This is a genomic window from Geobacillus lituanicus, from assembly GCF_050994965.1.
Taxonomy (GTDB): domain Bacteria; phylum Bacillota; class Bacilli; order Bacillales; family Anoxybacillaceae; genus Geobacillus; species Geobacillus stearothermophilus.
Map to the genome: position 1 here is coordinate 1,409,377 of NZ_CP194773.1, position 26,527 is coordinate 1,435,903.

23 protein-coding genes are annotated in these 26,527 nt (G+C 57.3%); 22 read left to right on the forward strand and 1 reads right to left on the reverse strand.

Translation table 11 applies throughout. The annotated features are described in order from the left end of the window. The first annotated feature begins 1 nt into the window (after position 1). From ACR1UW_RS07150 to ACR1UW_RS07195, 10 genes are all read left to right on the forward strand, one after another. Positions 2 to 928, forward strand: coding sequence for an aspartate carbamoyltransferase catalytic subunit (locus ACR1UW_RS07150; RefSeq protein ID WP_013523346.1), 927 nt, complete (start codon positions 2 to 4; stop codon positions 926 to 928). Further along, positions 891 to 2,177: a dihydroorotase gene (pyrC, locus tag ACR1UW_RS07155; protein ID WP_498935082.1), complete on the forward strand. Its 1,287-nt coding sequence runs from the start codon at positions 891 to 893 to the stop codon at positions 2,175 to 2,177. Before ACR1UW_RS07150 ends, pyrC begins: the two co-directional genes overlap by 38 nt. A 1-nt stretch (position 2,178) precedes the next feature. Further along, complete coding sequence (locus ACR1UW_RS07160) at positions 2,179 to 3,273, forward strand: carbamoyl phosphate synthase small subunit (RefSeq protein WP_498935084.1); 1,095 nt, start codon at positions 2,179 to 2,181, stop codon at positions 3,271 to 3,273. Further along, complete coding sequence (gene carB, locus ACR1UW_RS07165) at positions 3,266 to 6,463, forward strand: carbamoyl-phosphate synthase large subunit (RefSeq protein ID WP_498935086.1); 3,198 nt, start codon at positions 3,266 to 3,268, stop codon at positions 6,461 to 6,463. Before ACR1UW_RS07160 ends, carB begins: the two co-directional genes overlap by 8 nt. Continuing rightward, a complete protein-coding gene (locus tag ACR1UW_RS07170) occupies positions 6,460 to 7,233 on the forward strand; it encodes a dihydroorotate dehydrogenase electron transfer subunit (protein WP_498935088.1) in 774 nt (257 codons plus the stop codon). Before carB ends, ACR1UW_RS07170 begins: the two co-directional genes overlap by 4 nt. Continuing rightward, on the forward strand, positions 7,230 to 8,171 hold the full coding sequence (locus tag ACR1UW_RS07175; RefSeq protein ID WP_498935090.1) for a dihydroorotate dehydrogenase: 942 nt from the start codon (positions 7,230 to 7,232) through the stop codon (positions 8,169 to 8,171). The genes ACR1UW_RS07170 and ACR1UW_RS07175 overlap by 4 nt, the downstream gene beginning before the upstream one ends. Next, positions 8,143 to 8,862 carry an orotidine-5'-phosphate decarboxylase gene (gene pyrF / locus ACR1UW_RS07180; protein ID WP_061567701.1) on the forward strand — a complete coding sequence of 240 codons (720 nt, stop codon included), beginning with the start codon at positions 8,143 to 8,145 and terminating at the stop codon, positions 8,860 to 8,862. Before ACR1UW_RS07175 ends, pyrF begins: the two co-directional genes overlap by 29 nt. Then, positions 8,859 to 9,482, forward strand: coding sequence for an orotate phosphoribosyltransferase (gene pyrE, locus ACR1UW_RS07185; protein WP_498935092.1), 624 nt, complete (start codon positions 8,859 to 8,861; stop codon positions 9,480 to 9,482). The genes pyrF and pyrE overlap by 4 nt, the downstream gene beginning before the upstream one ends. 661 nt (positions 9,483 to 10,143) lie before the next feature. Continuing rightward, positions 10,144 to 10,416 carry a hypothetical protein gene (locus ACR1UW_RS07190; protein WP_061567714.1) on the forward strand — a complete coding sequence of 91 codons (273 nt, stop codon included), beginning with the start codon at positions 10,144 to 10,146 and terminating at the stop codon, positions 10,414 to 10,416. Positions 10,417 to 10,618: 202 nt separating this feature from the next. Beyond that, positions 10,619 to 11,182, forward strand: coding sequence for a Uma2 family endonuclease (locus ACR1UW_RS07195; protein WP_150825334.1), 564 nt, complete (start codon positions 10,619 to 10,621; stop codon positions 11,180 to 11,182). A gap of 204 nt (positions 11,183 to 11,386) precedes the next feature. Here ACR1UW_RS07195 and ACR1UW_RS07200 read toward each other — a convergent pair whose 3' ends face one another. Further along, on the reverse strand, positions 11,387 to 13,126 hold the full coding sequence (locus ACR1UW_RS07200) for an Rqc2 family fibronectin-binding protein (RefSeq protein ID WP_498935095.1): 1,740 nt from the start codon (positions 13,124 to 13,126) through the stop codon (positions 11,387 to 11,389). Between the two features lie 315 nt (positions 13,127 to 13,441). On the opposite strand from ACR1UW_RS07200, the gene ACR1UW_RS07205 reads away from it, so the two are divergent. From ACR1UW_RS07205 to ACR1UW_RS07260, 12 genes are all read left to right on the forward strand, one after another. Continuing rightward, positions 13,442 to 16,114, forward strand: a complete 2,673-nt coding sequence (locus ACR1UW_RS07205) for a calcium-translocating P-type ATPase, SERCA-type (RefSeq protein WP_498935097.1) — start codon at positions 13,442 to 13,444, stop codon at positions 16,112 to 16,114. Positions 16,115 to 16,202: 88 nt separating this feature from the next. After that, positions 16,203 to 17,078: a YicC/YloC family endoribonuclease gene (locus tag ACR1UW_RS07210; RefSeq protein WP_033016075.1), complete on the forward strand. Its 876-nt coding sequence runs from the start codon at positions 16,203 to 16,205 to the stop codon at positions 17,076 to 17,078. Between the two features lie 39 nt (positions 17,079 to 17,117). Beyond that, the gene (gene remA / locus ACR1UW_RS07215; protein WP_033011206.1) at positions 17,118 to 17,396 is read left to right on the forward strand and encodes an extracellular matrix/biofilm regulator RemA; all 279 of its coding nucleotides are present in this window, start codon (positions 17,118 to 17,120) and stop codon (positions 17,394 to 17,396) included. Between the two features lie 11 nt (positions 17,397 to 17,407). Beyond that, a complete protein-coding gene (gene gmk / locus ACR1UW_RS07220) occupies positions 17,408 to 18,025 on the forward strand; it encodes a guanylate kinase (protein ID WP_080706534.1) in 618 nt (205 codons plus the stop codon). A gap of 2 nt (positions 18,026 to 18,027) precedes the next feature. Then, a complete protein-coding gene (rpoZ, locus tag ACR1UW_RS07225; RefSeq protein ID WP_011230668.1) occupies positions 18,028 to 18,228 on the forward strand; it encodes a DNA-directed RNA polymerase subunit omega in 201 nt (66 codons plus the stop codon). A 49-nt stretch (positions 18,229 to 18,277) separates the two neighbouring features. Then, complete coding sequence (coaBC, locus tag ACR1UW_RS07230; RefSeq protein ID WP_033016073.1) at positions 18,278 to 19,483, forward strand: bifunctional phosphopantothenoylcysteine decarboxylase/phosphopantothenate--cysteine ligase CoaBC; 1,206 nt, start codon at positions 18,278 to 18,280, stop codon at positions 19,481 to 19,483. Beyond that, the gene (priA, locus tag ACR1UW_RS07235; RefSeq protein ID WP_100658897.1) at positions 19,480 to 21,885 is read left to right on the forward strand and encodes a primosomal protein N'; all 2,406 of its coding nucleotides are present in this window, start codon (positions 19,480 to 19,482) and stop codon (positions 21,883 to 21,885) included. The genes coaBC and priA overlap by 4 nt, the downstream gene beginning before the upstream one ends. Positions 21,886 to 21,902: 17 nt before the next feature. Next, entirely contained in the window at positions 21,903 to 22,376 is a 474-nt protein-coding gene (gene def / locus ACR1UW_RS07240) for a peptide deformylase (protein WP_498935101.1), read from the forward strand. A 6-nt stretch (positions 22,377 to 22,382) separates the two neighbouring features. Then, complete coding sequence (gene fmt, locus ACR1UW_RS07245; protein ID WP_044741250.1) at positions 22,383 to 23,342, forward strand: methionyl-tRNA formyltransferase; 960 nt, start codon at positions 22,383 to 22,385, stop codon at positions 23,340 to 23,342. Then, positions 23,329 to 24,663 (forward strand): 16S rRNA (cytosine(967)-C(5))-methyltransferase RsmB, encoded by a 1,335-nt coding sequence (rsmB, locus tag ACR1UW_RS07250; protein ID WP_047818116.1) that lies wholly within the window; start codon positions 23,329 to 23,331, stop codon positions 24,661 to 24,663. The genes fmt and rsmB overlap by 14 nt, the downstream gene beginning before the upstream one ends. 5 nt (positions 24,664 to 24,668) lie before the next feature. Then, positions 24,669 to 25,769, forward strand: a complete 1,101-nt coding sequence (gene rlmN, locus ACR1UW_RS07255; protein ID WP_033011194.1) for a dual-specificity RNA methyltransferase RlmN — start codon at positions 24,669 to 24,671, stop codon at positions 25,767 to 25,769. Positions 25,770 to 25,774: 5 nt separating this feature from the next. Next, complete coding sequence (locus tag ACR1UW_RS07260) at positions 25,775 to 26,524, forward strand: Stp1/IreP family PP2C-type Ser/Thr phosphatase (protein ID WP_094239876.1); 750 nt, start codon at positions 25,775 to 25,777, stop codon at positions 26,522 to 26,524. Positions 26,525 to 26,527: the final 3 nt, after the last annotated feature.

Consider the following 26,527-nt stretch of genomic DNA (forward strand, 5'->3'; position numbering starts at 1 on the left):
GATGACCCATCTTTTCGCATTAAGTGAACTGCCGCTTGATGAAATCCACCGTTTGCTCGATGAAGCGGAAGCGTTCCGCAGCGGGCGCATCTGGCGCCCGGCGGCGCCGATGTACGTCGCCAACTTGTTTTTCGAACCGAGCACGCGCACGAAATGCAGCTTCGAGATGGCGGAACGGAAGCTTGGGCTTCATGTCATTCCATTTGACCCGGAACGCTCGAGCGTGCAAAAAGGGGAGACGCTGTACGATACCGTACGGACGCTTGAGGCGATCGGCGTCGATGCGGTTGTCATCCGCCATCACGAAGATGCGTATTTCGAAGCGCTCCGCCATGCGGTCGGCATTCCGATCATCAACGCCGGCGACGGCTGCGGGCACCATCCGACCCAGTCGCTCTTGGATTTATTGACGATCCGCCAAGAGTTTGGCGCCTTCACTGGCTTGACGGTGGCGATCATCGGCGACATCCGTCATAGCCGCGTCGCCCGCTCCAATGCGGAAGTGTTGACAAGGCTGGGGGCAAACGTCCTGTTTTCCGGACCGGCGGAGTGGAAAGATGAAACGAATCCGTACGGGACGTACGTCGACATCGATGAGGCCATCGCCCGCGCCGATGTCGTGATGCTTTTGCGCATCCAACATGAACGCCATGCGGAAACGATGGGGCTGACAAAAGAAGAGTACCATGCGCGGTACGGGCTGACGCTTGAGCGGGCGCGGCGGATGAAATCGGGCGCCATCATCTTGCACCCGGCGCCGGTCAACCGCGGGGTCGAAATCGCAAGCGAACTTGTCGAAGCGAAGGCATCGCGCATTTTTAAACAAATGGAAAACGGCGTCTACGTCCGGATGGCTGTCTTAAAACGGGCAATGGAAGGGAGAATGGAGCATGGGCGTATGGCTGAAAAATGGCATGTCGTTCAATAAAGATGGGGAATTGATGCGGACACATATCAAAATCGAACACGGAACCATTGCAGCGATCCTCTATGAACAGCCGCTGGAAGCGAATGAGGAGGACGTGATCGACGTTGGCGGCCGTCTCATCGTTCCTGGCCTGATCGACTTGCACGTTCATTTGCGCGAACCGGGCGGCGAGGCGAAAGAAACGATTGAAACGGGCACGCTCGCCGCGGCGAAAGGCGGTTTTACGACGGTTGCTGCCATGCCGAACACAAATCCGGTGCCGGACCGGAAAGAGCAGATGGAATGGCTGCAAGCCCGCATCCGCGAAACGGCGCGCGTCAACGTGCTTCCGTACGCGGCGATCACGATTGGGCAAAAAGGGGAGGAGCTGACCGATTTTGCGGCGCTAAAAGAAGCAGGGGCGTTCGCCTTTACCGATGACGGCGTCGGCGTCCAGTCGGCCGGGATGATGTTTGAAGCGATGAAACAGGCGGCGGCGCTCGATATGGCGATCGTTGCCCATTGCGAGGACGACACGCTGACAAACGGCGGAGCGGTGCATGACGGCGAGTTCGCCCGCCGGCATGGGCTCGCCGGCATTCCATCCGTCTGCGAAGCGGTGCACATCGCCCGCGACGTCCTGCTCGCGGAAGCAGCGGGATGCCATTATCACGTCTGCCATATCAGCACGAAAGAGTCGGTGCGCGCCGTCCGCGACGCGAAGCGGGCCGGCATCCGCGTCACCGCCGAAGTGACGCCGCACCATCTGCTCTTGTGCGATGAAGACATTCCGGGGCTTGATGCGAACTACAAAATGAACCCGCCGCTGCGCAGCCGAGAGGACCGTGACGCATTAATTGAAGGACTGCTCGACGGCACGATCGACTTTATCGCCACGGACCACGCGCCGCATACGGCTGCGGAAAAAGCGAAAGGCATCGAGGCGGCGCCGTTTGGCATCGTTGGGCTCGAAACGGCGTTTCCGCTCTTATATACCCATTTCGTCAAAACAGGCGTGTTTACATTAAAGCAGCTTGTCGATTGGCTGACGATCAAGCCGGCGCAATGTTTCGGCCTCAAGGCCGGGCGGCTTGCCGTCGGGGCGCCGGCGGACATTGCGGTCATCGATTTGGAAACGGAAGAAGCGATTGATCCCGAGACGTTTGCCTCAAAAGGGAAAAATACGCCGTTTGCCGGCTGGAAATGCCAAGGCTGGCCGGTGATGACGTTTGTCGGCGGAACACTCGTATGGAAGAAAGGAAGAGAATGACATGAAACGGCAGCTGATTTTAGAAGATGGTTCGTTTTTTGTCGGCGAAGCGTTTGGCAGCTTGAAAGAGACGACCGGCGAAGTCGTCTTTAACACCGGCATGACCGGGTATCAAGAAATTTTGACCGACCCGTCGTATTGCGGGCAAATTGTGACGATGACGTATCCATTGATCGGCAACTACGGCATTAACCGCGACGACTTTGAAGCGATCCGCCCGCATGTGCACGGGTTCATTGTCAAAGAAGCGTGCCTCATGCCGTCCAACTGGCGCGGAGAACTGACGTTGGACGAGTATTTGAAAGAAAAAGGCATCCCTGGCCTTTCCGGCATCGACACGCGCAAACTGACGCGCCTTATCCGCCAATACGGAACGTTAAAAGGGATGATCTGTGGGCTAGATGTCGATCCGGTGGAAGCAGCAGCCAAGCTGCGGGCGATGGAGTGGCCGCGCGACCAAGTGCGGCGCGTCTCAACGAAAAGCGCCTACCCGAGCCCGGGGCGCGGTGAGCGCATCGTCTTGATTGATTTCGGGATGAAACACGGCATTTTGCGCGAACTGAACAAGCGAAATTGCGATGTGATCGTCTTGCCGTACAACGCCACCGCTGAAGAGGTGCTCGGCTGGCATCCGGATGGGGTCATGCTCTCGAACGGACCGGGCGACCCGAAAGACGTGCCGGAAGCGATCGAGATGATCCGCGGGATTCTCGGCAAAGTGCCGCTCTTTGGCATCTGCCTCGGCCATCAGCTGTTCGCCTTGGCATGCGGGGCGAATACGGAGAAGATGAAATTCGGCCATCGCGGCTCGAACCATCCGGTCAAAGACTTGCGCACCGGCAAAGTCGCCATCACGTCGCAAAACCATGGCTATACCGTCACGCATGAATCGCTTGCCGGCACGCGTCTTGAAGTGACGCACGTCGCCTTAAACGACGGCACGGTCGAAGGGCTGCGCCATCTCGATTTCCCGGCGTTTACGGTGCAGTATCATCCGGAAGCGTCGCCGGGGCCAGAAGATGCCAATCCGCTGTTTGACGAGTTTTTGGCGCTCATCCGCCAGTTCAACAAGAAAGGAGAAGTCATCCATGCCTAAGCGCCGCGACATTGAAACGATTTTAGTCATCGGCTCGGGGCCGATCGTCATCGGCCAAGCGGCCGAGTTCGACTACGCAGGGACGCAAGCGTGCTTAGCCCTAAAAGAAGAAGGATACAAAGTCATTCTGGTGAACTCAAACCCGGCGACGATCATGACCGATACGGAAATCGCCGATAAAGTCTATATGGAGCCGCTGACGCTCGATTTTGTCGCCCGCATCATCCGCAAAGAGCGGCCGGATGCGATTTTGCCGACGCTTGGCGGCCAAACGGGCCTTAACTTGGCGGTTGAGCTCGCCAAGGCCGGCGTGCTTGAAGAGTGCGGCGTCGAAATTCTCGGCACGAAGCTCGAGGCGATCGAAAAGGCGGAAGACCGCGAACAGTTCCGCGCCCTCATGAACGAGCTTGGCGAGCCGGTGCCGGAAAGCGCGATTATTCACAGCCTGGAAGAGGCGTATGCGTTTGTCGAACAAATCGGCTATCCGGTCATCGTCCGCCCCGCGTTCACGCTCGGCGGCACGGGCGGGGGCATTTGCACGAACGAAGAAGAACTTGTCGAGATTGTGTCAACTGGCTTGAAGATGAGCCCGGTGCATCAATGCTTGCTCGAGCGGAGCATCGCCGGCTACAAGGAGATTGAATACGAAGTGATGCGCGACGCCAACGACAACGCGATCGTCGTCTGCAACATGGAAAACATCGACCCGGTCGGCATTCATACGGGTGACTCAATCGTCGTCGCCCCGAGCCAGACGTTAAGCGACCGCGAATATCAGCTTTTGCGGAACGCGTCCTTGAACATCATCCGCGCCCTTGGCATCGAAGGCGGATGCAACGTCCAGCTCGCGCTCGACCCGGACAGCTTCCGCTATTACGTCATTGAAGTGAACCCGCGCGTCAGCCGCTCGTCGGCGCTGGCGTCAAAAGCGACGGGGTATCCGATCGCGAAACTGGCGGCGAAAATCGCCGTCGGGTTGACGCTTGACGAAATGATCAACCCGGTCACCGGGAAAACGTACGCCTGCTTCGAGCCGGCGCTCGATTATGTCGTCACGAAAATTCCGCGCTTTCCGTTTGACAAATTTGAATCGGCGAACCGCCGCCTTGGCACGCAAATGAAAGCGACCGGCGAAGTGATGGCGATCGGCCGGACGTTTGAAGAATCGCTGTTAAAAGCGGTTCGTTCGCTCGAGATCGGGGTGCATCATCTGGAATTGAACGAGGCGAAAACGGCCGCCGACGACGTGATCGAAAAACGGATCCGCAAGGCGGGCGACGAGCGGCTCTTTTACATCGCCGAGGCGCTCCGCCGCGGGGTGACGGTGGAGACGCTGCATGAATGGAGCCAAATCGACCGCTTTTTCCTGCATAAGATTCAAAACATTATTGAGATGGAAACGGTCTTGAAAAACCACCCGGGCGACCTTGACGTGTTAAAAAAAGCGAAGGGGCTCGGCTTCTCCGATGCGGCGATAGCGGCGTTATGGAACAAAACGGAGCGCGACATTTACGCGCTGCGCCGCCAACGAGGCATCGTGCCGGTGTACAAAATGGTCGATACGTGCGCGGCCGAGTTCACGTCGGAAACGCCGTACTACTACAGCACGTACGAGGAAGAAAATGAATCGATCGTGACGGAAAAACCGAGCGTCATCGTGCTTGGCTCCGGCCCGATCCGCATCGGCCAAGGGATCGAATTTGACTATGCGACCGTCCATTGCGTCTGGGCCATTAAGCAGGCCGGCTATGAGGCGATCATCATCAACAACAACCCGGAAACGGTCTCGACCGACTTCAGCACATCGGACAAACTGTATTTCGAGCCGCTGACGGCCGAAGACGTGATGCATGTCATCGACCTCGAGCAGCCGATCGGCGTCATCGTCCAATTCGGCGGGCAAACGGCCATCAACTTGGCGGCGGAACTCGAGGCGCGCGGCGTCCGCCTGCTTGGGACGACGCTTGAAGATTTGGACCGCGCCGAAGACCGCGACAAATTTGAACAGGCGCTCTCAGAGCTTGGCATTCCGAAGCCGGCCGGCAAAACGGCCGTTTCGGTCGAAGAAGCGGTCGCCATCGCCGAAGAAATCGGCTATCCGGTGCTCGTCCGCCCGTCCTACGTGCTCGGCGGCCGGGCGATGGAAATCGTGTACAATCGCGGCGAGCTGCTTCATTACATGGAACACGCCGTGCGCGTCAATCCACAGCACCCAGTGCTTGTCGACCGCTACATCACTGGCAAGGAAGTCGAAGTCGATGCCATCGCCGACGGCGAGACGGTCGTCATCCCCGGGATCATGGAACATATCGAACGGGCCGGCGTCCATTCCGGCGATTCGATTGCCGTCTACCCGCCCCAGACATTAAGCGCGGAAGTGATCGACAAGATCGCGGATTACACGATCCGACTGGCGCGCGGGCTGCATATTGTCGGGCTGTTGAACATTCAGTTTGTCGTCTCGGGAAGCGATGTCTACGTCTTGGAAGTGAACCCGCGCTCAAGCCGCACGGTGCCGTTTTTAAGCAAAATCACCGGCGTGCCGATGGCGAATCTCGCCACGAAAGCCATTTTAGGGACGAAGCTCGCCGAGATGGGCTATGAGACGGGCGTCTGCCCGGTGCGCCCTGGCGTGTACGTGAAAGTGCCGGTGTTCTCGTTTGCGAAATTGCGCAACGTCGACATTTCGCTCGGCCCGGAAATGAAATCGACCGGCGAAGTGATCGGCAAGGACGTGACGTTTGAAAAAGCGCTCTATAAGGGGCTTGTCGCCTCGGGCATCCAGATCCAGCCGCATGGGGCGGTGCTGTTGACGGTGGCCGACAAAGACAAAGAAGAAGCGGTCGAGCTGGCGCGCCGCTTTGCCGACATCGGCTACCAGCTGTTGGCGACGAACGGCACGGCGGAAACGTTGAAAGCGGCCGGCATTCCGGTGACGGTCGTCAATAAAATCCACTCGGCGTCGCCGAACATTTTGGATGTCATCCGCCAAGGGAGGGCGCAAGTCGTCATCAATACGCTGACGAAAGGGAAGCAGCCGGAAAGCGACGGCTTCCGCATCCGCCGCGAAGCGGTCGAAAACGGCATCCCATGCTTGACGTCGCTTGATACGGCAAGGGCGATGCTGCAAGTGCTCGAATCGATGACGTTTTCAACGACGGCGATGACGGAAGGGCTGGTGCGGTCATGATCGGCCGCGAACGAATGACGGTCGCAAGCCAGCGGTTGATCGCCGAGCGGACGTATGAATTGACGCTTTCAGGCCGCCTCGTGCAAGAGATGCGCCAACCGGGCCAGTTCGTTCATGTGAAAGTGGCCGCATCCGCCGATCCGCTCCTGCGCCGCCCGCTCAGCCTTTGCCATATCGATCGGGAGCGCGGACAGTGCACGATCATCTACCGCCAGGAAGGAAAAGGCACGGCGCTGTTGGCGCAAAAACAGCCGGGCGATGCGGTCGATGTGCTCGGCCCGCTCGGCAACGGCTTTCCGCTCGAGGCCGCGCCGGCGGGCAGCCGCGCGCTGCTGGTCGGCGGCGGCATCGGCGTCCCGCCGCTCTATGAACTGGCGAAGCAGCTCACAAAGCGCGGCGTCAAAGTGGTGAGCGTGCTCGGGTTTCAAACGAAAGCGGCGGTCTTTTACGAAGAGGAATTTGCCGCGTTCGGCGAGACGCATGTCGCGACCGATGACGGCTCGCACGGAACGGCCGGGCGCGTCACCGATGTGATCGAAGCGCGCTCGCTCGAGTTTGACGTCTTGTACGCCTGCGGTCCGAAGCCGATGCTTCGGGCGCTGGCGGAACGGTTTCCGAACCGGCCGGTGTACTTGTCGCTCGAGGAGCGGATGGGCTGCGGCGTCGGGGCGTGTTTCGCCTGCGTCTGCCATGTGCCAGGGAGCGAGACGGCGTATAAAAAAGTATGCAGCGACGGCCCGGTGTTTCGGGCCGGGGAGGTGGTGCTATGAACCGGCTTGCGGTCGAACTGCCGGGTCTTTCGCTCAAAAATCCGATCATGCCGGCGTCCGGCTGTTTCGGATTTGGCCGCGAGTACGCCCGGTTTTACGATTTAAGCGTGTTAGGCGCCATTATGATCAAGGCGACGACAAAAGAGCCTCGCTTTGGCAACCCGACACCAAGGGTGGCAGAAACGCCGGGCGGGATGTTAAACGCCATCGGCCTGCAAAACCCCGGCCTTGACAAAGTGCTCAAAGAAGAACTGCCGTGGCTTGAACAGTTTGACGTACCGATCATCGCCAACATCGCTGGCTCGACGGTGGAAGAGTACGTCGAGGTAGCCGAAGCGATTTCCAAAGCGCCCAATGTCCATGCGTTAGAGCTCAACATTTCCTGCCCAAACGTGAAAAAAGGCGGGATTGCGTTCGGCACCGTGCCGGACGTGGCCGCGGAACTGACGCGGCTTGTCAAAGAAGTGTCCGCCGTGCCGGTTTACGTGAAGCTGTCTCCGAACGTCACCGACATCGTCGCGATGGCGAAGGCCATTGAACAAGCGGGCGCCGATGGCTTGACGATGATCAACACGCTCGTTGGTATGCGCATCGACGTGAAAACAGGCCGCCCCGTTTTGGCCAACGGCACCGGCGGCTTATCCGGCCCGGCGGTCAAACCAATCGCCATTCGCATGATTTATGAAGTGAGCCAGGCGGTGTCGATTCCGATCATCGGCATGGGCGGTATTCAAACGGCGGAAGACGTGCTCGAGTTTTTCTACGCCGGCGCGAGCGCGGTTGCGGTCGGCACGGCCAACTTCGTCGATCCGTTCGTCTGCCCGACGATCATCGCCGACCTGCCGGCGCTGTTGGACGACCTCGGGATCGGCCACATTTCCGAATGCATAGGAAGGAGCTGGAAGACCGGTGCACACGCCGTTCATTGTCGCGCTTGATTTCCCATCAAAACAAGAGGTGGAGCGGTTTTTGCGGCCGTTTGCCGGAACGCCGCTGTTCGTCAAAGTCGGCATGGAGCTGTACTATCAGGAAGGTCCAGCCATCGTCGCGTTTCTCAAAGAACAAGGACATGCCGTCTTTTTAGACTTAAAACTGCATGACATCCCAAATACGGTGAAACAGGCGATGAAAGGGCTCGCCCGTGTCGGCGCCGATTTGGTGAACGTCCACGCCGCCGGCGGCCGGCGCATGATGGAAGCGGCGATCGAGGGGCTTGACGCCGGCACGCCAAGCGGCGCCGCCCGACCGCGCTGCATCGCCGTCACCCAGCTGACAAGCACGGACGAGCGAATGCTTCATGAGGAGCTGTGGATTTCCCGCCCGCTTGCGGAAACAGTCGCCCATTACGCCGCCTTGGCGAACGAAAGCGGCCTTGACGGCGTCGTCTGCTCGGCGAACGAAGCGCCGCTCATCAAAGAACGGTGCGGCGCCTCGTTCCTCGCCGTCACCCCGGGCATCCGCTTTGCCGATGAGGCAGCGCACGACCAAGTGCGCGTCGTCACGCCAAAGCGCGCCCGCGAGCTCGGCGCCGACTACATTGTCATCGGCCGCAGCCTCACCCGCGCCGCCGATCCGCTGAAAGCCTACGAACGCCTGCAGCACGAATGGAACGGAGGAGAGAAAGAATGAAACACGACATCGCCGCCAAATTGCTTGAAATCGGGGCGGTCGCCCTGCAGCCGAACGAACCGTTTACCTGGTCCTCGGGCTTGAAATCGCCGATTTACTGCGACAACCGCCTGACGCTCGCTTACCCCGACGTGCGCCGCCTGATCGCCGCCGGCCTCGCCGAACTCATCCGCACCCAGTTTCCCGAAGCGGATCTCATCGCCGGCACCGCAACCGCCGGCATCCCGCACGCCGCTTGGGTGAGCGAACGGCTCGGGCTGCCGATGTGCTACGTCCGCAGCCAGGCGAAAGCGCACGGCAAAGGAAAACAAATCGAAGGCCAAGCCGAACCGGGCCAGCGCGTCGTCGTCATCGAAGACTTAATCTCGACGGGCGGCAGCTCGCTTGCGGCCGTCCGCGCCTTGAAAGAGGCAGGCTGCGAGGTGCTGGGCGTCGCCGCCATTTTCACATACGGGCTCGACAAAGCGAAACAGGCGTTTGCCAAAGAGAATTTGCCTGCCTACACGCTCACCGACTACGACACCCTCATCGAAACGGCCGTCCGCCTTGGCGCCGTCAGCGAGCACGACTTGGCGACATTGCGGCAATGGCGGGAGAATCCGGAGGAGTGGGGGAGCTAAAAGAGGAAAAGAGGAGCGCGGACCAAAGGATGGTTCGCGCTTTTGTCATGGACGAAGCGGGGAGATGACTCACTCGCCATCGGCGTCATTCCATGGGGAAAAACGGAGTGTGACAGCGTCTAATGTCGTCAATATTTCGTGGGTTTTCTGAACATGAGCAAGTTTCGCTCACCACCAAGCATGAACATAACCATTCGTGGATGGTTATGTTCACAGAAAAGAGCAATGGTCGGATGGAACGACGATCGCGTATACGTACGATGGTTTCAGGAACCATTTATGGAAGAGAGAAAGCTCTAAAGTGGGAGATAGGAAGAGCTTATGCAGTGAGAAAAGCTGGGGGTAATATGTATCTTCATGTCAGACCGTGATAACATAAACAAAGGGGGTAAGCTATGTTACTGAAAACATTTCTATTATTAGGAGAAGAAGGGATGTCTGACGTTAAAAAAGTTTTTCTATCCTGAAAATACCCGAACTTCAAAATGTGCAAGGTTTCAGAGTTCGACATAGCGGCGTTTTCATCCCTTCGATGGTGACGAAATCTTTTTGTCATGGGAGTCTATATAGATCGTAAAGTGAATTTTCATCTCATGATGTACAATGAACGGGTATAATATGTTTAAAAGGATCCATCTTCCTTGAAAGGAGTGAAAACGTTATGGATTTTGTAAGAGTAATCAAAAACAGCAATGACTTAGAAAAGATCATCGATTTGCCTCAATCATTAAAAAATAGAAAAGTGGAAGTCATTATTCTTCCTTATGCAGATAAAGAAGATTTGGAACAGCCAAAAAAAAGGAATCTAAGAGGGGCTCTGTCCAAATATAAAAATGAGACTTTGCAAGCCCGAGAAAGCGATGCTTGGTCTAAAGCTGTGTGTTTAGTGCAAAATAAAAATACAGAGTTCTGCAACGAAAAGTGCAGAGCCTAAGGCAAAGAAAAAAGACTTGCCGGCTCCTAACCTTTCTTCTACTGTGGAAGGTGTGAAGACATAACCAAACAGTGGAGAAAGGATGCTGACAATGCCTGAAGTTCATCGTATCAGAAAACTGCGTGAAAAGAAAGGGGTCTCTTTCTCCACCACACCATTTCAGCTAAAATGAAGTATATAGGCGACAAAGGAGAAGATGCCGATGTCCTTGCCTCGGTTTTCCAATGTGTCGTACGAGCAATATTGGGCGTTGCGGGAACAAAGCGATGAGTGGCTTGAATATATTGATGGCGCTGTGTATATGGCTCCGTCGCCAAGCATCAAGCATCAGCTTGTTTCGAGCAACCTTCATACCGAATTGGGCCTTTATTTTCGTGGGAAGCCGTGCAACGTGTTTGCGGCGCCGACCGATATCGAACTGGCTAGCGACAAGTTTCCCGATCGCAAAGTCGTCATTCCGGATTTAAGCGTTATTTGCGATTCAAAAGGGTTTACGGAAACGAAGTATGTCGGCGTGCCTACTCTTATCGTTGAGATCTTGAGCCCTTCCAACCAGGCGCACGATTTAGTGACCAAATTCAATTTGTATATGGCGTACGGTGTGAAAGAGTATTGGGTCGTCAATCCGATGAAAGAGGCGATTACCGTCTATACGCTGAACGAGGAAGGACTGTATGAGCAGGCGGATGTGAAAGCGGGAACGGGTGTGGTGCAGTCGGCATGCTTTCCTGGGCTTCAAGTGGCTCTTGAGGATATGTTTCGTTGAGACGGATGGCAGACGTGCATGGAGTTGCATTCGCGATGGCGGCTTGTGGTTGACTCGACAAGTTTGCCAAGCGGGCTGTCCGTAAGGCCAATGCAGCTGGTCTTACAGACAGCCCGCTGTCTTTTATGCGGCACTAGACCGTTTCGGTTTGCGGGAGTTCGCGCAAATCGCCCGATGCCGTGTTGGGCGGCCATTGGGGCGCGTTTACGATGGTTTCGCCGCTTGTTCTTTTTGCCTCTGTTTCATGGTGCGGACGAGTTCTTCATCCGGCGTGACGTAGAGCGTTTGCTCGTGTTCGTAAATGACAAACCCCGGCTTGGCGCCGCTCGGTTTTTTCACGTAGCGGATGTGTGTGTAGTCGACAGGCACCGACCCGGAGTGGCGGGCTTTGCTGAAGTAGGCGGCCAAGTTTGCCGCCTCGAGGAGCGTCTCGTCAGACGGCTGCTTGCTCCGGATGACGACGTGCGAGCCAGGGATGTTTTTCACATGCAGCCAAACATCGTCCTTATGGGCCAGCTTTGTTGTGAGATAATCGTTTTGTTTGTTGTTTTTGCCAACGAGTATTTCCGTGCCGTCGCTTGCGACGTAGCGGTCAAGCTCGGGTGCGGTTGGTTTGCGCTTTTTTGCTCCTTTCGCCGCGCGCGGGCGCAAATAGCCTTGTTCAATGAGCTCGTCGCGGATTTCCTCGACATCTTTCGGCGAGGCGGTTTCAAGCTGGCTTAAAATCGTGTCGCAATAGGCGATGTCTTCTTTCGTCCGCTCGATTTGTTGTTGCACGACGGCGAGCGAGTTTTTCGCTTTTTGGTATTTTTGAAAGTACTGTTGCGCGTTCTCGGACGGCGATTTTTGCGGGTCGAGCGGAATGGTGACCGTGCCTCCGTTTTCGTCGTAGTAGTTTGCGACCTCGATTTCCGTCATGCCGCGCTTTGCGGCGTACAAATGGGCGGTGAGCAGTTCGCCGTACAGTCGATAAACGTCGGCTTTCTTTGCTTCTTCGAGCGTCTGTTCGAGCTTTAGGAGCTTTTTCTCGTTTTTCGCCTTTTCGTTCGCCATGAGCCGCTCGATGTCATGGGCTTGCTGCTTGACGCGGTCGCGCTCGGCCTTGCCGAAATAAAAGCGGTCGAGTAGCTCGCTTGCGCTCGCAAACGGTTGGCCTTCGATTTGTAAGTGCTTAAGCGGCAACACGTAAAACCATTCTTTTTCCCCGTTCGTGTACATCATCGGGGCAAAGCGGCGGCCGCGCACGTCATCGATGAGCGAAAGAAAGCTTTTTGGCAGCGTCGCCCGGTTGGCGAGCCCGGCGCGGAAGACGGCTTCGTTGGCAAATAGCGGCGAAAGGCCGCTGAAGGCGGAGACAAGCTGTTGGGCGAGCTTGCCGGCGTGAAAGTCAAGTTTTTTCAGCACCGTTTCTTCCGTCGCTTCAAGCGGATTCAGCTTGCCGTGCGTCGGTGGGGCGACGTACGGATGCCCGGGAAGCACCGTCCGGTAGCGGTTGACCGACGGCGACAAATGTTTCAAGCTGTCGATGATCGTGTTGGTCGATGCATCAACGAGGATAATGTTGCTATGGCGGCCCATCACTTCGATGATGAGCCGCTTCGTCTGCAGATCGCCGAGTTCATCGCGGCCTTTTGCATCGATGATGATGATGCGGTCGAAATCGGCTTGGCGGACCGACTCGATGATGCTTCCTTCCAACTGTTTGCGCAGTCGCATGCAAAACATCGGCGGCTCGGGCGGATTGTCGTACGTTTCGTTTGTCAAATGGACGCGCGCATACGTCGGATGCGCTGACAGCATCACTTTATGATTCTGGCCGCGGGCGCGCACGAGCATGACGATCTCATACGCCGACGGCTGGTGGATTTTCGTGATCCGCCCGCCCGCAAGCGCCTCTTCGAGTTCACCGACAATGGCGTACGTAAACACTCCGTCAAAGGACATGGAAAACACCTTTCTATTTCGTTTGTTTGCTATTTCGATCTTACCATACGACCCGCCGTTTTGAACATTTCTTTGAATATTACCTGAAGACGGACGAAGATGCCCGACGAACATGTTGCATAAAATGGGGAGGCCCGCTTTTTTGACACGATTTTTTCCCTTATGGGGGAGATGGCGTGGCAAAGGGCCCCACGACTCCTTATGTTTGTGTCGCTAAACATCATGGCGGGGACTATCATTTTTTGGGACATGTATGAATAAGCATAGAGAAGCGGGAACGGCGTGCGAAAAAATGGAAGGACGGAGGGAGACAGAATGCAATGGCATACGCTCGCGGCAAGCGATGTCGCGCACGAGACGAAGACGAATGTCAAGACCGGGCTTACTGCGGCGGAGGCGGAAAAACGGCTGCGGCAGTTCGGGTACAACGAGCTGGCGGAAGGGAAGAAGGAGTCGGCCATCGTTGTCTTTTTTCGCCAGTTTCAAGATTTTATGGTGCTTGTGTTGCTTTTGGCGACGGTGATTTCCGCGTTTTTAGGCGAGTATGTGGATGCGGTGGCGATTGTCGTCATCGTGATCATGAACGCCATCCTGGGGTTTATCCAGGAGCGGCGGGCGGAAAAGTCGCTTGCCGCCTTAAAACGGTTGTCCGCTCCGCAAGCGGTTGTGTTGCGCAGCGGGGAGTGGGTGAAAGTCCCCACGCGCGAGCTTGTTGTCGGCGATGTGGTGAGACTTGCAAGCGGCGACCGGGTCGGGGCCGACATCCGCTTGATTGAGGCGGCCGGCCTGGAAATCGAGGAGTCGGCGCTGACGGGCGAATCAGTGCCGGTGGCCAAATCGGCCGCCCCGCTTCATACAGAACAGGCGTCGTTGGGCGATTTGCACAATATGGCGTTTATGGGGACGCTCGTGACAAGAGGGAATGGGGTCGGGATTGTCATCGCCACTGGGATGAAAACAGCGATGGGACAAATCGCAACGATGCTCGAAGAGGCGGATGCGGGGGCAACCCCGCTCCAGCGCCGGCTCGAGCAGCTTGGGAAAATTTTGCTTGTCGTCGCATTGGCGCTGACGGCAGCGGTCGTGGCCGTAGGTGTCATTCAAGGGCACGACCTGTATGAAATGTTTTTGGCTGGTGTGTCGCTCGCGGTCGCCGCCATTCCGGAGGGGTTGCCGGCCATTGTGACGGTCGTCTTGGCGCTTGGCGTGCAGCGGATGATCAAACGGAACGCCATCGTCCGCAAACTTCCGGCGGTGGAAACGCTCGGCTGCGCTTCGGTCATTTGTTCCGACAAAACGGGGACGATGACGGAAAACATGATGACCGTCACGCAAGTATGGGCAGGCGGGCGGACATTTGCGGTAAGCGGCGTTGGTCTTGAAACGGATGGCGAGTTTTCTGAACGCGGCCGGACGGTTGATCCGAACCGCGTTCCCGAGCTCGCTCGCCTATTGACAATGGGGGTGCTTTGCAATAGTTCGGAGTTGAAAGAGGAAAACGGCCGGCGTTACGTCGACGGCGATCCGACGGAAGGAGCGCTGCTGGTCGCGGCGGCCAAAGCTGGATTGGCGAAAGGAATGCTTTTGCGTGAGTACACGATCGAACAGGAGTTTCCGTTTGATTCCGAGCGGAAAATGATGACGGTCATCATTCGCGACCGGAACGGGCGGCGGTTCGTTGTGACGAAAGGGGCGCCCGATGTGCTGCTTGAGCGGGCGGACCGCCTGGAATGGAACGGGCGCGAGCAGGCGCTGACCCCGGCGTGGAAAGAGACGATTGAGAAGGCGATTCGCCAGATGGCGTCTTCCGCCTTGCGCACGATTGCCATTGCGTATCGGCCGCTTGCGGAAACGGAGCGGATCGGATCGGAGAAGGAGGCGGAGACGAAGCTTCGGTTTCTCGGCGTCGCCGGCATGATCGATCCGCCGCGGCCGGAGGTGAAGCAGGCGGTGGCGCGATGCAAAGAGGCGGGGATGAAAACGGTGATGATCACCGGGGATCATGTGTTGACCGCAACGGCCATCGCCAAACAGCTTGGCGTGCTCCCGCCCGGCGGAAAAGTGATGGACGGGGCGACGTTATCGCGCCTGTCGGTCGACGAGCTCGAACGCGAGGTCGATAATATTTACGTGTTTGCCCGCGTCTCCCCGGAGCATAAGCTGAAAATTGTCAACGCCTTTAAGCGCCGCGGTCATATTGTCGCCATGACCGGCGACGGGGTGAACGACGCGCCGGCGTTGAAAGCGGCGGATATCGGCGTCGCGATGGGCCGGTCGGGGACGGAAGTGGCGAAAGAGGCGGCGTCGCTCGTGCTGCTTGATGACAACTTTGCGACGATTGAGGCCGCGATTGAAGAAGGGCGCAACATTTACGAAAACATCCGCAAGTTTATCCGCTACTTGCTCGCCTCGAACGTCGGGGAAATTCTCGTCATGTTGTTTGCGATGCTACTTTCGCTTCCGCTGCCGCTCGTGCCGATTCAAATTTTATGGGTGAATCTCGTGACCGATGGGTTGCCAGCCATGGCGCTTGGGCTCGACCGTCCGGAGGAAAATGTCATGAAGCGGCCGCCGCGCCGTCCGGATGAAGGGGTGTTCGCCCGCGGGCTCGGCTGGAAAATCGTAAGCCGCGGCTTTTTGATCGGCGTTGTTACGCTGGCTGCGTTTCTGACCGCCTATGAACGGAGCGGCGCGGATCTCGTTTACGCTCAGACGGCGGCGTTTGCGACGCTTGTGTTGGCCCAATTGATCCATGTGTTCGACTGCCGCTGCGATCGTTCGGTTTTTGACCGCAGTCCGTTCGGCAACATGTATCTCGTTGCAGCGGTGATCGTGTCGCTGCTGTTGCTGCTGGTCGTGATCTACTACCCGCCGCTGGCTGCCGTGTTCCATACGAAGCCGCTTGCGGCCGTCGATTGGCTGCTCATCATCGGTTTGTCCGCCTTGCCGACCTTTTTGTTTGCCGGCTCGCTTTTTACGAGAAAATAAAAGGATGGATATGTTATAATAAAAAAGGTGATAGAGGAGCGCTCTATGACCTTTTCTTTTTCATCAACGACGCAACGGATGTGATGGCATGGTTTACAGCATGACTGGTTTTGGCGCGAGCACGAAAAAAACGGACCGCTTGACGGTGGCGGTGGAAATGAAATCGGTCAACCACCGGTTTTGTGAAATTTCCATTCGCCTCCCTAGACAATGGCTCGTGTTTGAGGATAAAATAAAAAAAGCAATTTCACCGTACGTGCGACGCGGAAAAGTGGAAGTGTTCGTCACGATCGCCGGAGAAGGGCTTGTGAAACGGAGCGTACATATCGATTGGGATTTGCTTGGCCAGTATTGGGCCGGAGTGCAGGAAGCCGCAAAGCGATTTGCCATTGACGGCAGCGTGACGGCGGCCGAGCTGCTTCGGCTTGATGGGGCCGTCGAAGTGGTGGAAGAGGAAGGAGCGAACGAGCAGGTCGAGCCGCTGCTTTTGGCCGCTGTCGATGAAGCGGCAAAGGAACTTGTGGCCATGCGCCGGCGCGAAGGGGAGGCGCTGGCCGCGGATTTGCGCGCCCGCCTTCATGAAGTCGAAGCCGGGGTGGAAGTCATTGAGCAGCGGGCGCCGCTTGTAGTCGAGCAATACCGCGAGCGGCTTGCGCGCCGCCTGCGCGAATGGGCGCCTTCTCCGGTTGATGAAGCGCGGCTGCTCACAGAAGTGGCGGTGTTTGCGGAAAAGGCGGACATTCACGAGGAATTGAAACGCATCCGCAGCCATTTGGCGCAAATGACGGACGTCCTTGAGGCGGACGAACCGATCGGGAGGAAGCTTGACTTTTTGGTGCAAGAGCTGAACCGCGAAGTGAACACGATCGGCGCCAAGGCGAACGACAGCTTGATCGCCGCGCAAGTCGTTGAGATGAAAAGCGTGCTTGAGAAAATGCGCGAGCAGGTGCAAAACGTGGAATAAACCGTTTAAGGCGGCTTGCCGGCGGCAAAACTATGACATATGGCAGGTGGGCGCGTCATGATGAGATTTATTAACATTGGGTATGGAAATATGGTGTCGGCCACCCGCATCATTACGATTGTCAACCCTGATTCGGCGCCGATTAAACGGATCATCCAAGATGCGCGCGAAAGCGGCAAGCTCGTTGACGCGACGCACGGCCGAAGAACGCGCGCGGTCATCATCACCGACAGCGATCACGTCATTTTATCGTCCGTACAGCCGGAAACGGTGGCGAACCGCTTGTACGGAAGCGATGATTTCTCCGAGGAAGGGTAGGGTTTTCAACGTTGAAAAGCGAACGTGGATTGTTAATCGTCATGTCAGGGCCGTCCGGCGTTGGCAAAGGGACGGTGCGCAAAGCGCTGTTTTCGCGTCCTGACATCAAGCTTCATTATTCAGTGTCCGTCACAACACGCAAGCCGCGCGAAGGCGAAGTGGAAGGCGTCGACTATTTCTTTCGGACGCGCGAGCAGTTTGAACAAATGATTCGGGAAAACAAGCTGCTCGAATGGGCCGAGTATGTCGGCAACTATTATGGGACGCCGATTGATTATGTGGAAAAAACGCTCGCCGAAGGGAAAGACGTGTTTTTGGAAATCGAAGTGCAAGGAGCGATGAAAGTGCGGCGGGCGTTTCCAGAGGCGCTCTTCATTTTCTTGGCCCCGCCAAGTCTCACGGAGCTTGAAAAGCGGATCATCGGACGCGGCACCGAGTCGAAAGAGCTGATTGAAAATCGGCTGCGGGCGGCGAAAGAGGAGCTTGAAATGATGGATGCGTACGACTATGTCGTGGAAAATGATGAAGTCGAGCTCGCCTGCGAGCGGATCAAGGCGATTGTCACGGCTGAGCATTGCCGGCGCGAACGCGTCGCCGAGCGATATAAACGGATGTTGGGGGTGGAATGACGATGCTGTATCCTTCCATCGATTTGCTGATGCAAAAAGTGGACTCCAAGTATAAGCTTGTCACGGTGGTGGCCAAACGGGCGCGCGAGTTGCAGGACGGTGCGGAGCTGATGGTGAAAAAGCCGGTGTCGAAAAAATTTGTCGGCCAGGCGCTCGAGGAAATTGCCGGTGACAAGGTCGAATTAGTGGAAGAGGAAAAATAACAACCTAGCTTTAGGTTGTTATTTTTTTCAATGTCGGGGGGTGGCCAACATGATCAAGGGAAAACATATTTTGCTTTGTGTGACCGGGGGGGTGGCGGCGTACAAGGCGGCGGTGCTCACCAGCCAGCTCGTCCAGCGCGGCGCAGAAGTGAAGGTCATTATGACCGAAGGGGCTTGCCAGTTCATTACACCGCTCACGTTTCAAGCATTGTCGCGCCAGGAAGTGTATGTCGATACATTTGCCGAAAACAACCCGGCCGTCATCGCCCATATCGATTTGGCGGACTGGGCGGATCTCGTCCTCGTTGCGCCGGCGACGGCCAATACGATGGCGAAGCTGGCCGCCGGCATCGCCGATAATATGGTGACGACGACGATTTTGGCGACGAAAGCGCCCGTCTGGATCGCTCCGGCGATGAACGTTCATATGTACGAGCATCCGGCCGTTCGGGCGAACATGGAGCGGCTCTGTGAGTTCGGCTACCGGTTCATCGAACCGTCGGAAGGCTACTTGGCGTGCGGCTACATCGGCAAAGGGCGTCTCGAGGAACCGGAGAACATCATTGCCCATATCGAGCGGTTTTTTGCCGGCGATCCGCCGCTGTTTCGCGGGAAGCGCATTCTTGTCACCGCCGGGCCGACGCGGGAGAAGCTCGACCCAGTCCGCTATTTCTCTAACTATTCGAGCGGAAAAATGGGCTACGCCATCGCCGAAGCGGCGGCCCGCTTCGGCGCTTCGGTGACGCTCGTCTCCGGACCGACGGCGCTCCCATCGCCCGATGGCGTCGAGACGGTGGCGGTTGAATCGGCGGAAGAAATGTATGAAGCGGTTTTGTCTCGCTTTGCGGAAACGGACATCGTGATCAAAGCGGCGGCGGTCGCCGATTATCGGCCGAAATATGTCGCAGCTTCCAAAATTAAAAAGCAACCGGGCGGTTATGTCGTCGAGATGGAGCGGACGGTCGATATTTTGAAGGCGCTTGGCGAGCGGAAAACGGGGCAGATTTTGGTTGGATTTGCCGCTGAGACGGACAACCTTGAGCAGTATGCGTTAAAAAAACTGGAAGAAAAGCGGCTCGATATGGTCGTCGCCAACAATGTCACCGAAGAAGGCGCAGGGTTTGCCGGCGATACGAACATCGTCACCATCTTCCGCCGCGACGGCGTCGTTCGGCCGCTGCCGCTCATGACAAAACGCGAGGCGGCCGAGGAAATTTTAAAAGAAATACACGCCTATATCGAGGGGATTCGATGAAAGTCGCCTCCGTGATTGTCGATGTTCCGTCCCGGCAGACGGACCGCCCGTTCGATTATGCGATCCCGGAGCGCTGGCAAGGCGTCATCCAGCCGGGCATGCGGGTGACGGTGCCGTTTGGGGCGCGGCGTTTGCAAGGGTTTGTCGTCGAGGTGAAAGACCATTCCGACATCAAGCAGCTGAAACCGATTGAGCATGTGCTTGATGTCGTGCCGGTGTTAAACGAAGAGCTGCTGGATCTTGGCCGCTATTTAACGGAAACGACGCTCTGTTTCGCCATCTCGGCGTACCAGGCGATGCTGCCGGCGGCGATGCGGGCGAAATATGAAAAAACGCTCCGCTTGACGGATGAACGAAATCGGGAAGCATTGCCGGACGACCTAAAGCCGCTGTTTGTCCATCAAATGGAAGTGGCTTGGAAAGACATTGAAGCCGCCAGCTTATGGCGGGCGGCGCAAAAAGCGGTGCAGCAAGGTGTGCTTGAAGCCGTTTACGAAGTGAAAGAAAAAGCAGGCAAGAAAACGGTGAAGCATGCGCGTTTGGCCGTTCCGGACAAACAGGCAAACGACGCGCTGGCGGCGCTGCCTTCAAGGCAAAAGGACGTGCTTTCGTTTTTGCTTGAAAAAGGGGAAGCGGTGCCGGTTGCCGAGCTGCAAGCGGCGCTTGGCGTTTCCTCAGCGCCGCTGAAAGCGCTCGTCGACAAAGGATTGGTGGTGCTGAACGATGTCGAGGTGTACCGCGACCCGTACGAACATCGCACGTTTCAGCCGAGTGAGCCGCCGGCGCTCACTCCGGCACAAGAAGCGGCGTTGGCGAAAATCGCCGCTTCGGTGCGCGCCGGAGAGCACCGCACGTTTTTGCTTTACGGCGTCACCGGGAGCGGGAAGACGGAAGTGTACATGCAGGCGATCGACGAAGTGCTGCGCCAAGGGAAAGAGGCGATCGTCCTTGTCCCGGAAATTTCACTGACGCCGCAAATGGTCGAGCGGTTTAAGGGGCGGTTCGGTCCGAAGGTGGCAGTGCTCCACAGCGGGCTGTCCATCGGGGAAAAATACGACGAATGGCGGAAAATTCACCGGAAGGAAGTGCAGCTTGTCGTCGGTGCGCGCTCAGCCGTGTTCGCCCCGTTTGAAAACTTAGGGATGATCATCATCGACGAAGAACATGAGACGAGCTATAAGCAAGAAGAAATGCCGCGCTACCACGCGCGCGATGTCGCCATTTACCGCGCCCGCCGCCACAGCTGCCCGGTCGTGCTTGGCAGCGCCACCCCCTCGCTTGAGACGTTCGCCCGCGCCGCCAAAGGGGTGTACGAGCTGCTTGAGCTGCCGGAGCGCGTCAGCCGCCAAGGTTTGCCGTCGGTCCATGTCGTCGATATGCGCGAGGAACTGCGCAGCGGCAACCGCTCCATGTTTTCACGCCGGCTGCTTGACGGGTTGCGACAGCGGCTCGAACGCGGCGAGCAGGCGGTGCTGTTTTTAAACCGGCGCGGCTATTCAACGTTTGTCATGTGCCGTGGCTGCGGCTACGTCATCCGTTGTCCGCATTGCGACATCTCGCTTACGTACCATCGCGCCGGCGAACGGATGAAATGCCATTATTGCGGGCATGAAGAGCCGCTTGCCCCCCGCTGTCCGTCGTGCGGAAGCGAACACATCCGCTTTTTTGGCACTGGCACGCAAAAAGTGGAAGAAGAACTGACGAGGTTGCTGCCGAAAGCGCGCGTCATCCGCATGGATGTCGACACGACCGGCCGCAAAGGGGCGCATGAAGAGCTGCTTTCCCGTTTTGCCGCTAAGGAAGCCGATATTTTGCTCGGCACGCAAATGATTGCCAAAGGGCTCGATTTTCCAAACGTCACGCTCGTCGGCGTGCTGGCGGCTGACACGATGCTGCATTTGCCCGATTTCCGCGCCGCGGAAAAAACGTTTCAGCTGCTGACACAAGTGAGCGGGCGCGCCGGACGGCATGAGCTGCCGGGTGAAGTCGTCATTCAGACGTACACGCCCGACCATTACAGCATCGAGCTTGCCGCCCGCCATGACTATCGCGCCTTTTATCGGCGGGAGATGATGCTGCGCAAAGCGCACGGTTATCCGCCGTACTACTACTTGACGCTCATCACGGTCGCCCACCAGGAAGCGCCGGCTGCCGCCAAGACGGCGGAAAAAATCGCCGCCTACATGCGCAAACAGCTGTCAAACGAGGCGGTCGTTCTCGGTCCGGTCGCCTCGCCGATCGCCCGCCTTCACGATAGATATCGTTACCAGTGCATGATAAAATACAAACGGGAACCGAATGTAACGGCGGCGCTCAAAGCGGTCATCGACCGCTACCAAGCCGATGCCGCCCATGGCGGAGCGGCCATCACCGTCGATACGAACCCGTATATGATGATGTGAAAATGGAGGAAATGACGTTGCCAATATTGCCGATTGTCACATATCCCGCCCCGATTTTGGAGCAGCCGTGCGCCCCGGTGACAACGTTTGACCGCGAGCTTGCCCGGCTGCTTGACGACATGTACGATACGATGCTTGCCGCTGACGGGGTCGGCTTGGCCGCCCCGCAAGTCGGCATCACCAAGCAGATCGCCGTCATTGACGTCGGCGATGAACATGGCCGGATTGAGCTCATCAACCCAGTTATCCTCGAGGCGCGCGGCGAAGAGGTCGATGTGGAAGGCTGTTTGAGCTTTCCCGGCCTGTTTGGCGAAGTGCCGCGCGCGAAATTTGTGAACGTGCGGGCGCAAAACCGGCGCGGCCGTTCGTTTACGCTTTCGGCCGCCGGTTTTTTGGCGCGCGCGTTGCAGCATGAAATCGACCATTTGCACGGTGTGCTGTTTACATCAAAAGTGATCCGTTACTGTGATCTTGAGGAATTGGAAGGATAGATGCCGATGACGAACATTGTGTTTATGGGGACTCCTGATTTTGCCGTGCCGATTTTGCGGCAGCTTCTTGACGACGGTTATCATGTTTCGGCGGTTGTCACCCAGCCGGATAAGCCAAAAGGGCGGAAGCGCCAGCTCGTGCCACCCCCGGTGAAAGTGGAAGCGGAGCGCCACGGCATCCCGGTGCTGCAGCCGACAAAAATTCGCGAGCCGGAGCAATACGAACAAGTGTTGGCGTTTGCGCCTGATTTGATTGTGACGGCGGCGTTCGGGCAAATTTTGCCGAAAGCGCTGCTGGAAGCGCCGAAATACGGCTGCATCAATGTCCATGCCTCGCTTCTGCCCGAGCTGCGCGGCGGGGCGCCGATCCATTATGCCATCTGGCAAGGAAAAACGAAAACGGGCGTCACGATCATGTATATGGTCGAGAAGCTGGATGCCGGCGATATGTTGGCGCAAGTCGAGGTGCCGATTGCTGAAACGGACACGGTCGGCACGCTCCATGATAAATTGAGCGCCGCCGGGGCTAAACTATTATCAGAAACGCTTCCACTTTTATTGGAAGGAAACGTTACGCCCGTTCCGCAAGATGAGGAGAAAGCGACGTATGCGCCGAACATTCGCCGCGAGCAGGAGCGGATCGACTGGACGCAGCCTGGCGAAGCCATTTACAACCATATTCGCGCCTTCCATCCGTGGCCGGTTGCGTATACGACACACAGCGGGAACGTTTGGAAAGTTTGGTGGGGAGAAAAAGTGCCGACACCAGAAGCGGCGCCGCCGGGCACGATTGTGGCGCTCGAGGAAAACGGCATTGTCGTGGCCACCGGCAATGAGACAGCCATTCGCATCACCGAATTGCAGCCGGCCGGCAAAAAACGGATGGCCGCCGGCGAGTTTTTGCGCGGCGCCGGCAGCCGTCTTTCGGTCGGCATGAAGCTAGGAGAGGATCATGAACGTACGTGAACTTGCGTTGGAGACATTGTTGGCAATTGAACAACAAGGAGCCTACAGCCATCTGGAGCTCAATGAAGCGATTCGCAAAGGCCGGCTTGACGGGCGCGATGCGGCGTTGCTGACGGAGATCGTCTACGGCACGGTGCAGCGGCGTGATACGCTTGACTACTATTTAGCTCCGTTTTTGCGAAAGGCGCGCCGGCTGGAGCCGTGGGTGCGCATGCTGCTCCGGTTGACGCTGTACCAAATGGTGTATTTGGACCGCGTCCCGGATCACGCCGCCATTTTTGAAGCGGTCGAGATCGCCAAGCGGCGCGGCCATCGCGGCATCGCCTCGCTTGTCAACGGCGTTTTGCGCACGATCGGCCGTGAGGGTCTGCCTTCGCTTGAGGCGATTCACGACTCCGGAAAACGGCTCGCCGTCGCCACCAGCCATCCGGAATGGCTTGTCCGGCGCTGGATCGGCCAATACGGTTTTGAGGAAACGGCGCGCATGTGCGAGACGAATTTGCGCCCGCCGCAGTCAACAGCCCGCGTCAACCGGCTGCGGGCGACGGTGGAGGAAGCGCTTGATCGGCTGCGTGCTGAAGGCATGGCAGCTGCTCCCGGCCATCTCGCGCCGGAGGCTGTCCGCGCGGAAAAAGGAAATTTGGCGCATACGCAAGCGTTTCGCGCCGGTTTGCTGACGATCCAAGATGAAAGCTCGATGCTTGTCGCCCGGGCGCTTGATCCGGCTCCCGGCGAGCGGGTGCTTGACTGTTGCGCGGCGCCCGGGGGGAAGACGACCCATATTGCCGAGCGGATGGGCGGTCGCGGTGAAGTGGTCGCCGTCGATGTTCATGAGCATAAAGTGAAGCTCATTGAGCAGCAGGCGCAAAGGCTTGGGTTTCGCTGCATCACCCCCCTCGCCCTTGACAGCCGCCGGCTCGGCGAGCGGTTTGCCCCTGAGTCGTTTGACCGCATTTTGGTCGATGCGCCGTGCACCGGATTCGGCGTCATTCGCCGCAAGCCGGAGATCAAATACACGAAAGGGAAAGACGACGTCGCCGCGCTCGTTGCGGTGCAGCAAGCCATTTTGCGGGCGGCCGCGCCGCTGTTGAAAAAAGGGGGCGTGCTTGTTTACAGCACGTGCACCATCGAGCGCGAAGAGAATGAAGACGCGATCGCCCGTTTTTTGGCCGACCATCCGGATTTTGCCCTTGACGACCGTCTCGCCGAGCGGATGCCAGAGCCGGTGCGGCCGCGCGTGCGAAGCGGAATGCTGCAGCTGTTGCCGCATTATTTTGATTCCGACGGGTTTTTTATCGCATTACTACGAAAGAAGGTGTAAATGGAGTGGAAATCGTCCAGACCGCTGTCCGCCGGGCCTCCAGCGGCGGGCAGCCGCCATCGTTGCCGTCTGTTTATTCGCTCACGCTTGACGAGTGGAAAGAATGGCTTGCTGCTCAAGGCGAAAAGCCGTTTCGCGCCACACAAATTTACGAATGGCTGTATGAAAAGCGCGTCACCGATTTTGCCGAGATGACGAACTTGCCGAAACGGCTGCGCGAACAGCTCGCGGCGTCGTTTTCGATCACGACGCTCAAAACGATTGTCAAGCAAACGTCCAAAGATGGGACGATCAAGTTTTTGTTTGAGCTCCATGACGGCTATTCGATCGAGACCGTGCTCATGCGCCATAACTACGGCAATTCGGTGTGCGTGACGACCCAAGTCGGCTGCCGCATCGGCTGCACGTTTTGCGCCTCGACGCTCGGTGGGCTGAAGCGTCATTTGGAAGCGGGCGAAATCGTCGCTCAAGTTGTACACGTGCAAAAGGCGCTCGATGAGACCAATGAGCGCGTCAGCAGCATCGTCGTGATGGGCATTGGCGAGCCGTTTGACAATTACGATGCGCTCATCAAATTTTTGCGCATCGTCAACCATCCGAAAGGGTTGAACATCGGCGCCCGCCATATCACCGTGTCAACGAGCGGGATTATTCCGAAAATCTATCAATTTGCTGACGAAGGCATGCAAATCAATTTCGCCATTTCGCTGCATGCACCGACGAACGAGCTGCGGACGAAGCTGATGCCGATTAATAAGGCGTATCCGCTGCCGAAGCTCATGGAGGCGGTCCGATACTACATTGAAAAAACTGGACGGCGCGTGACGTTCGAGTACGGATTGTTCGGCGGAGTGAATGACCAACTTGAGCATGCCGAGCAGCTGGCCGAGCTGCTTAAAGGGCTGAAATGCCATGTAAATTTGATTCCGGTCAACTATGTGCCGGAGCGAAATTATGTGCGCACGCCGCGCAACCAAATTTTTGCCTTTGAACGGGCGCTGAAAAAACATGGAATCAACGTCACCATTCGCCGCGAACACGGACACGACATCGATGCCGCCTGCGGACAGCTTCGCGCGAAGGAGCGGAAAGAAGAGACGAGGTGAATCGGATGCGAGCCGTTTTCCGAACTGATATCGGCCAAATTCGCGAGCATAACGAAGACAACGGCGGTGTATTTGTCAACGAAAGCGGCCAATATTTCGCGGTTGTCGCCGATGGAATGGGCGGTCACCGCGCCGGCGATGTGGCGAGCGCGATGGCGGTGGCGCACTTGCAAGAGCAATGGGAGCAAGCGCCGTGCATTTCCTCGCCGGCTGAGGCGGAGCAGTGGCTGAAAGTGCAGATCGCAGCCGCCAATGAGCGGCTGTTTCGCTACGCCCTCTCCCATCCGGAATGCCAAGGGATGGGAACGACGGTCGTCGGCGCCATTTGCGCTGGGCCGTTTGCCACCATCGCGCATATCGGCGACAGCCGCTGCTACTTATTGAACCAAAACGGAATTCAACAGTTGACCGATGACCATTCTCTTGTCAATGAGCTGGTCAAAAGCGGGCAAATTTCCAAAGAGGACGCCGAACACCATCCACGCAAAAACGTGCTTTTGCGGGCGCTTGGCACCGAACCGGCCGTGAAGGTCGATATCAAAACCGTTTCCATCGATGACGGCGATATGCTCCTGCTATGCTCGGACGGATTGTCAAACAAAGTGCCCGAGGCAGACATCGTGCAAATTTTGACCGGTGCCGGCGCGCTTGAAGAAAAAGCGCAGGCGCTCATCGAATTGGCGAACGGGCGGGGCGGGGAAGACAACATTTCGCTTGCAGTCGTTGATTTTTCAGTGGAACGTGAAGGTGGGTGATCG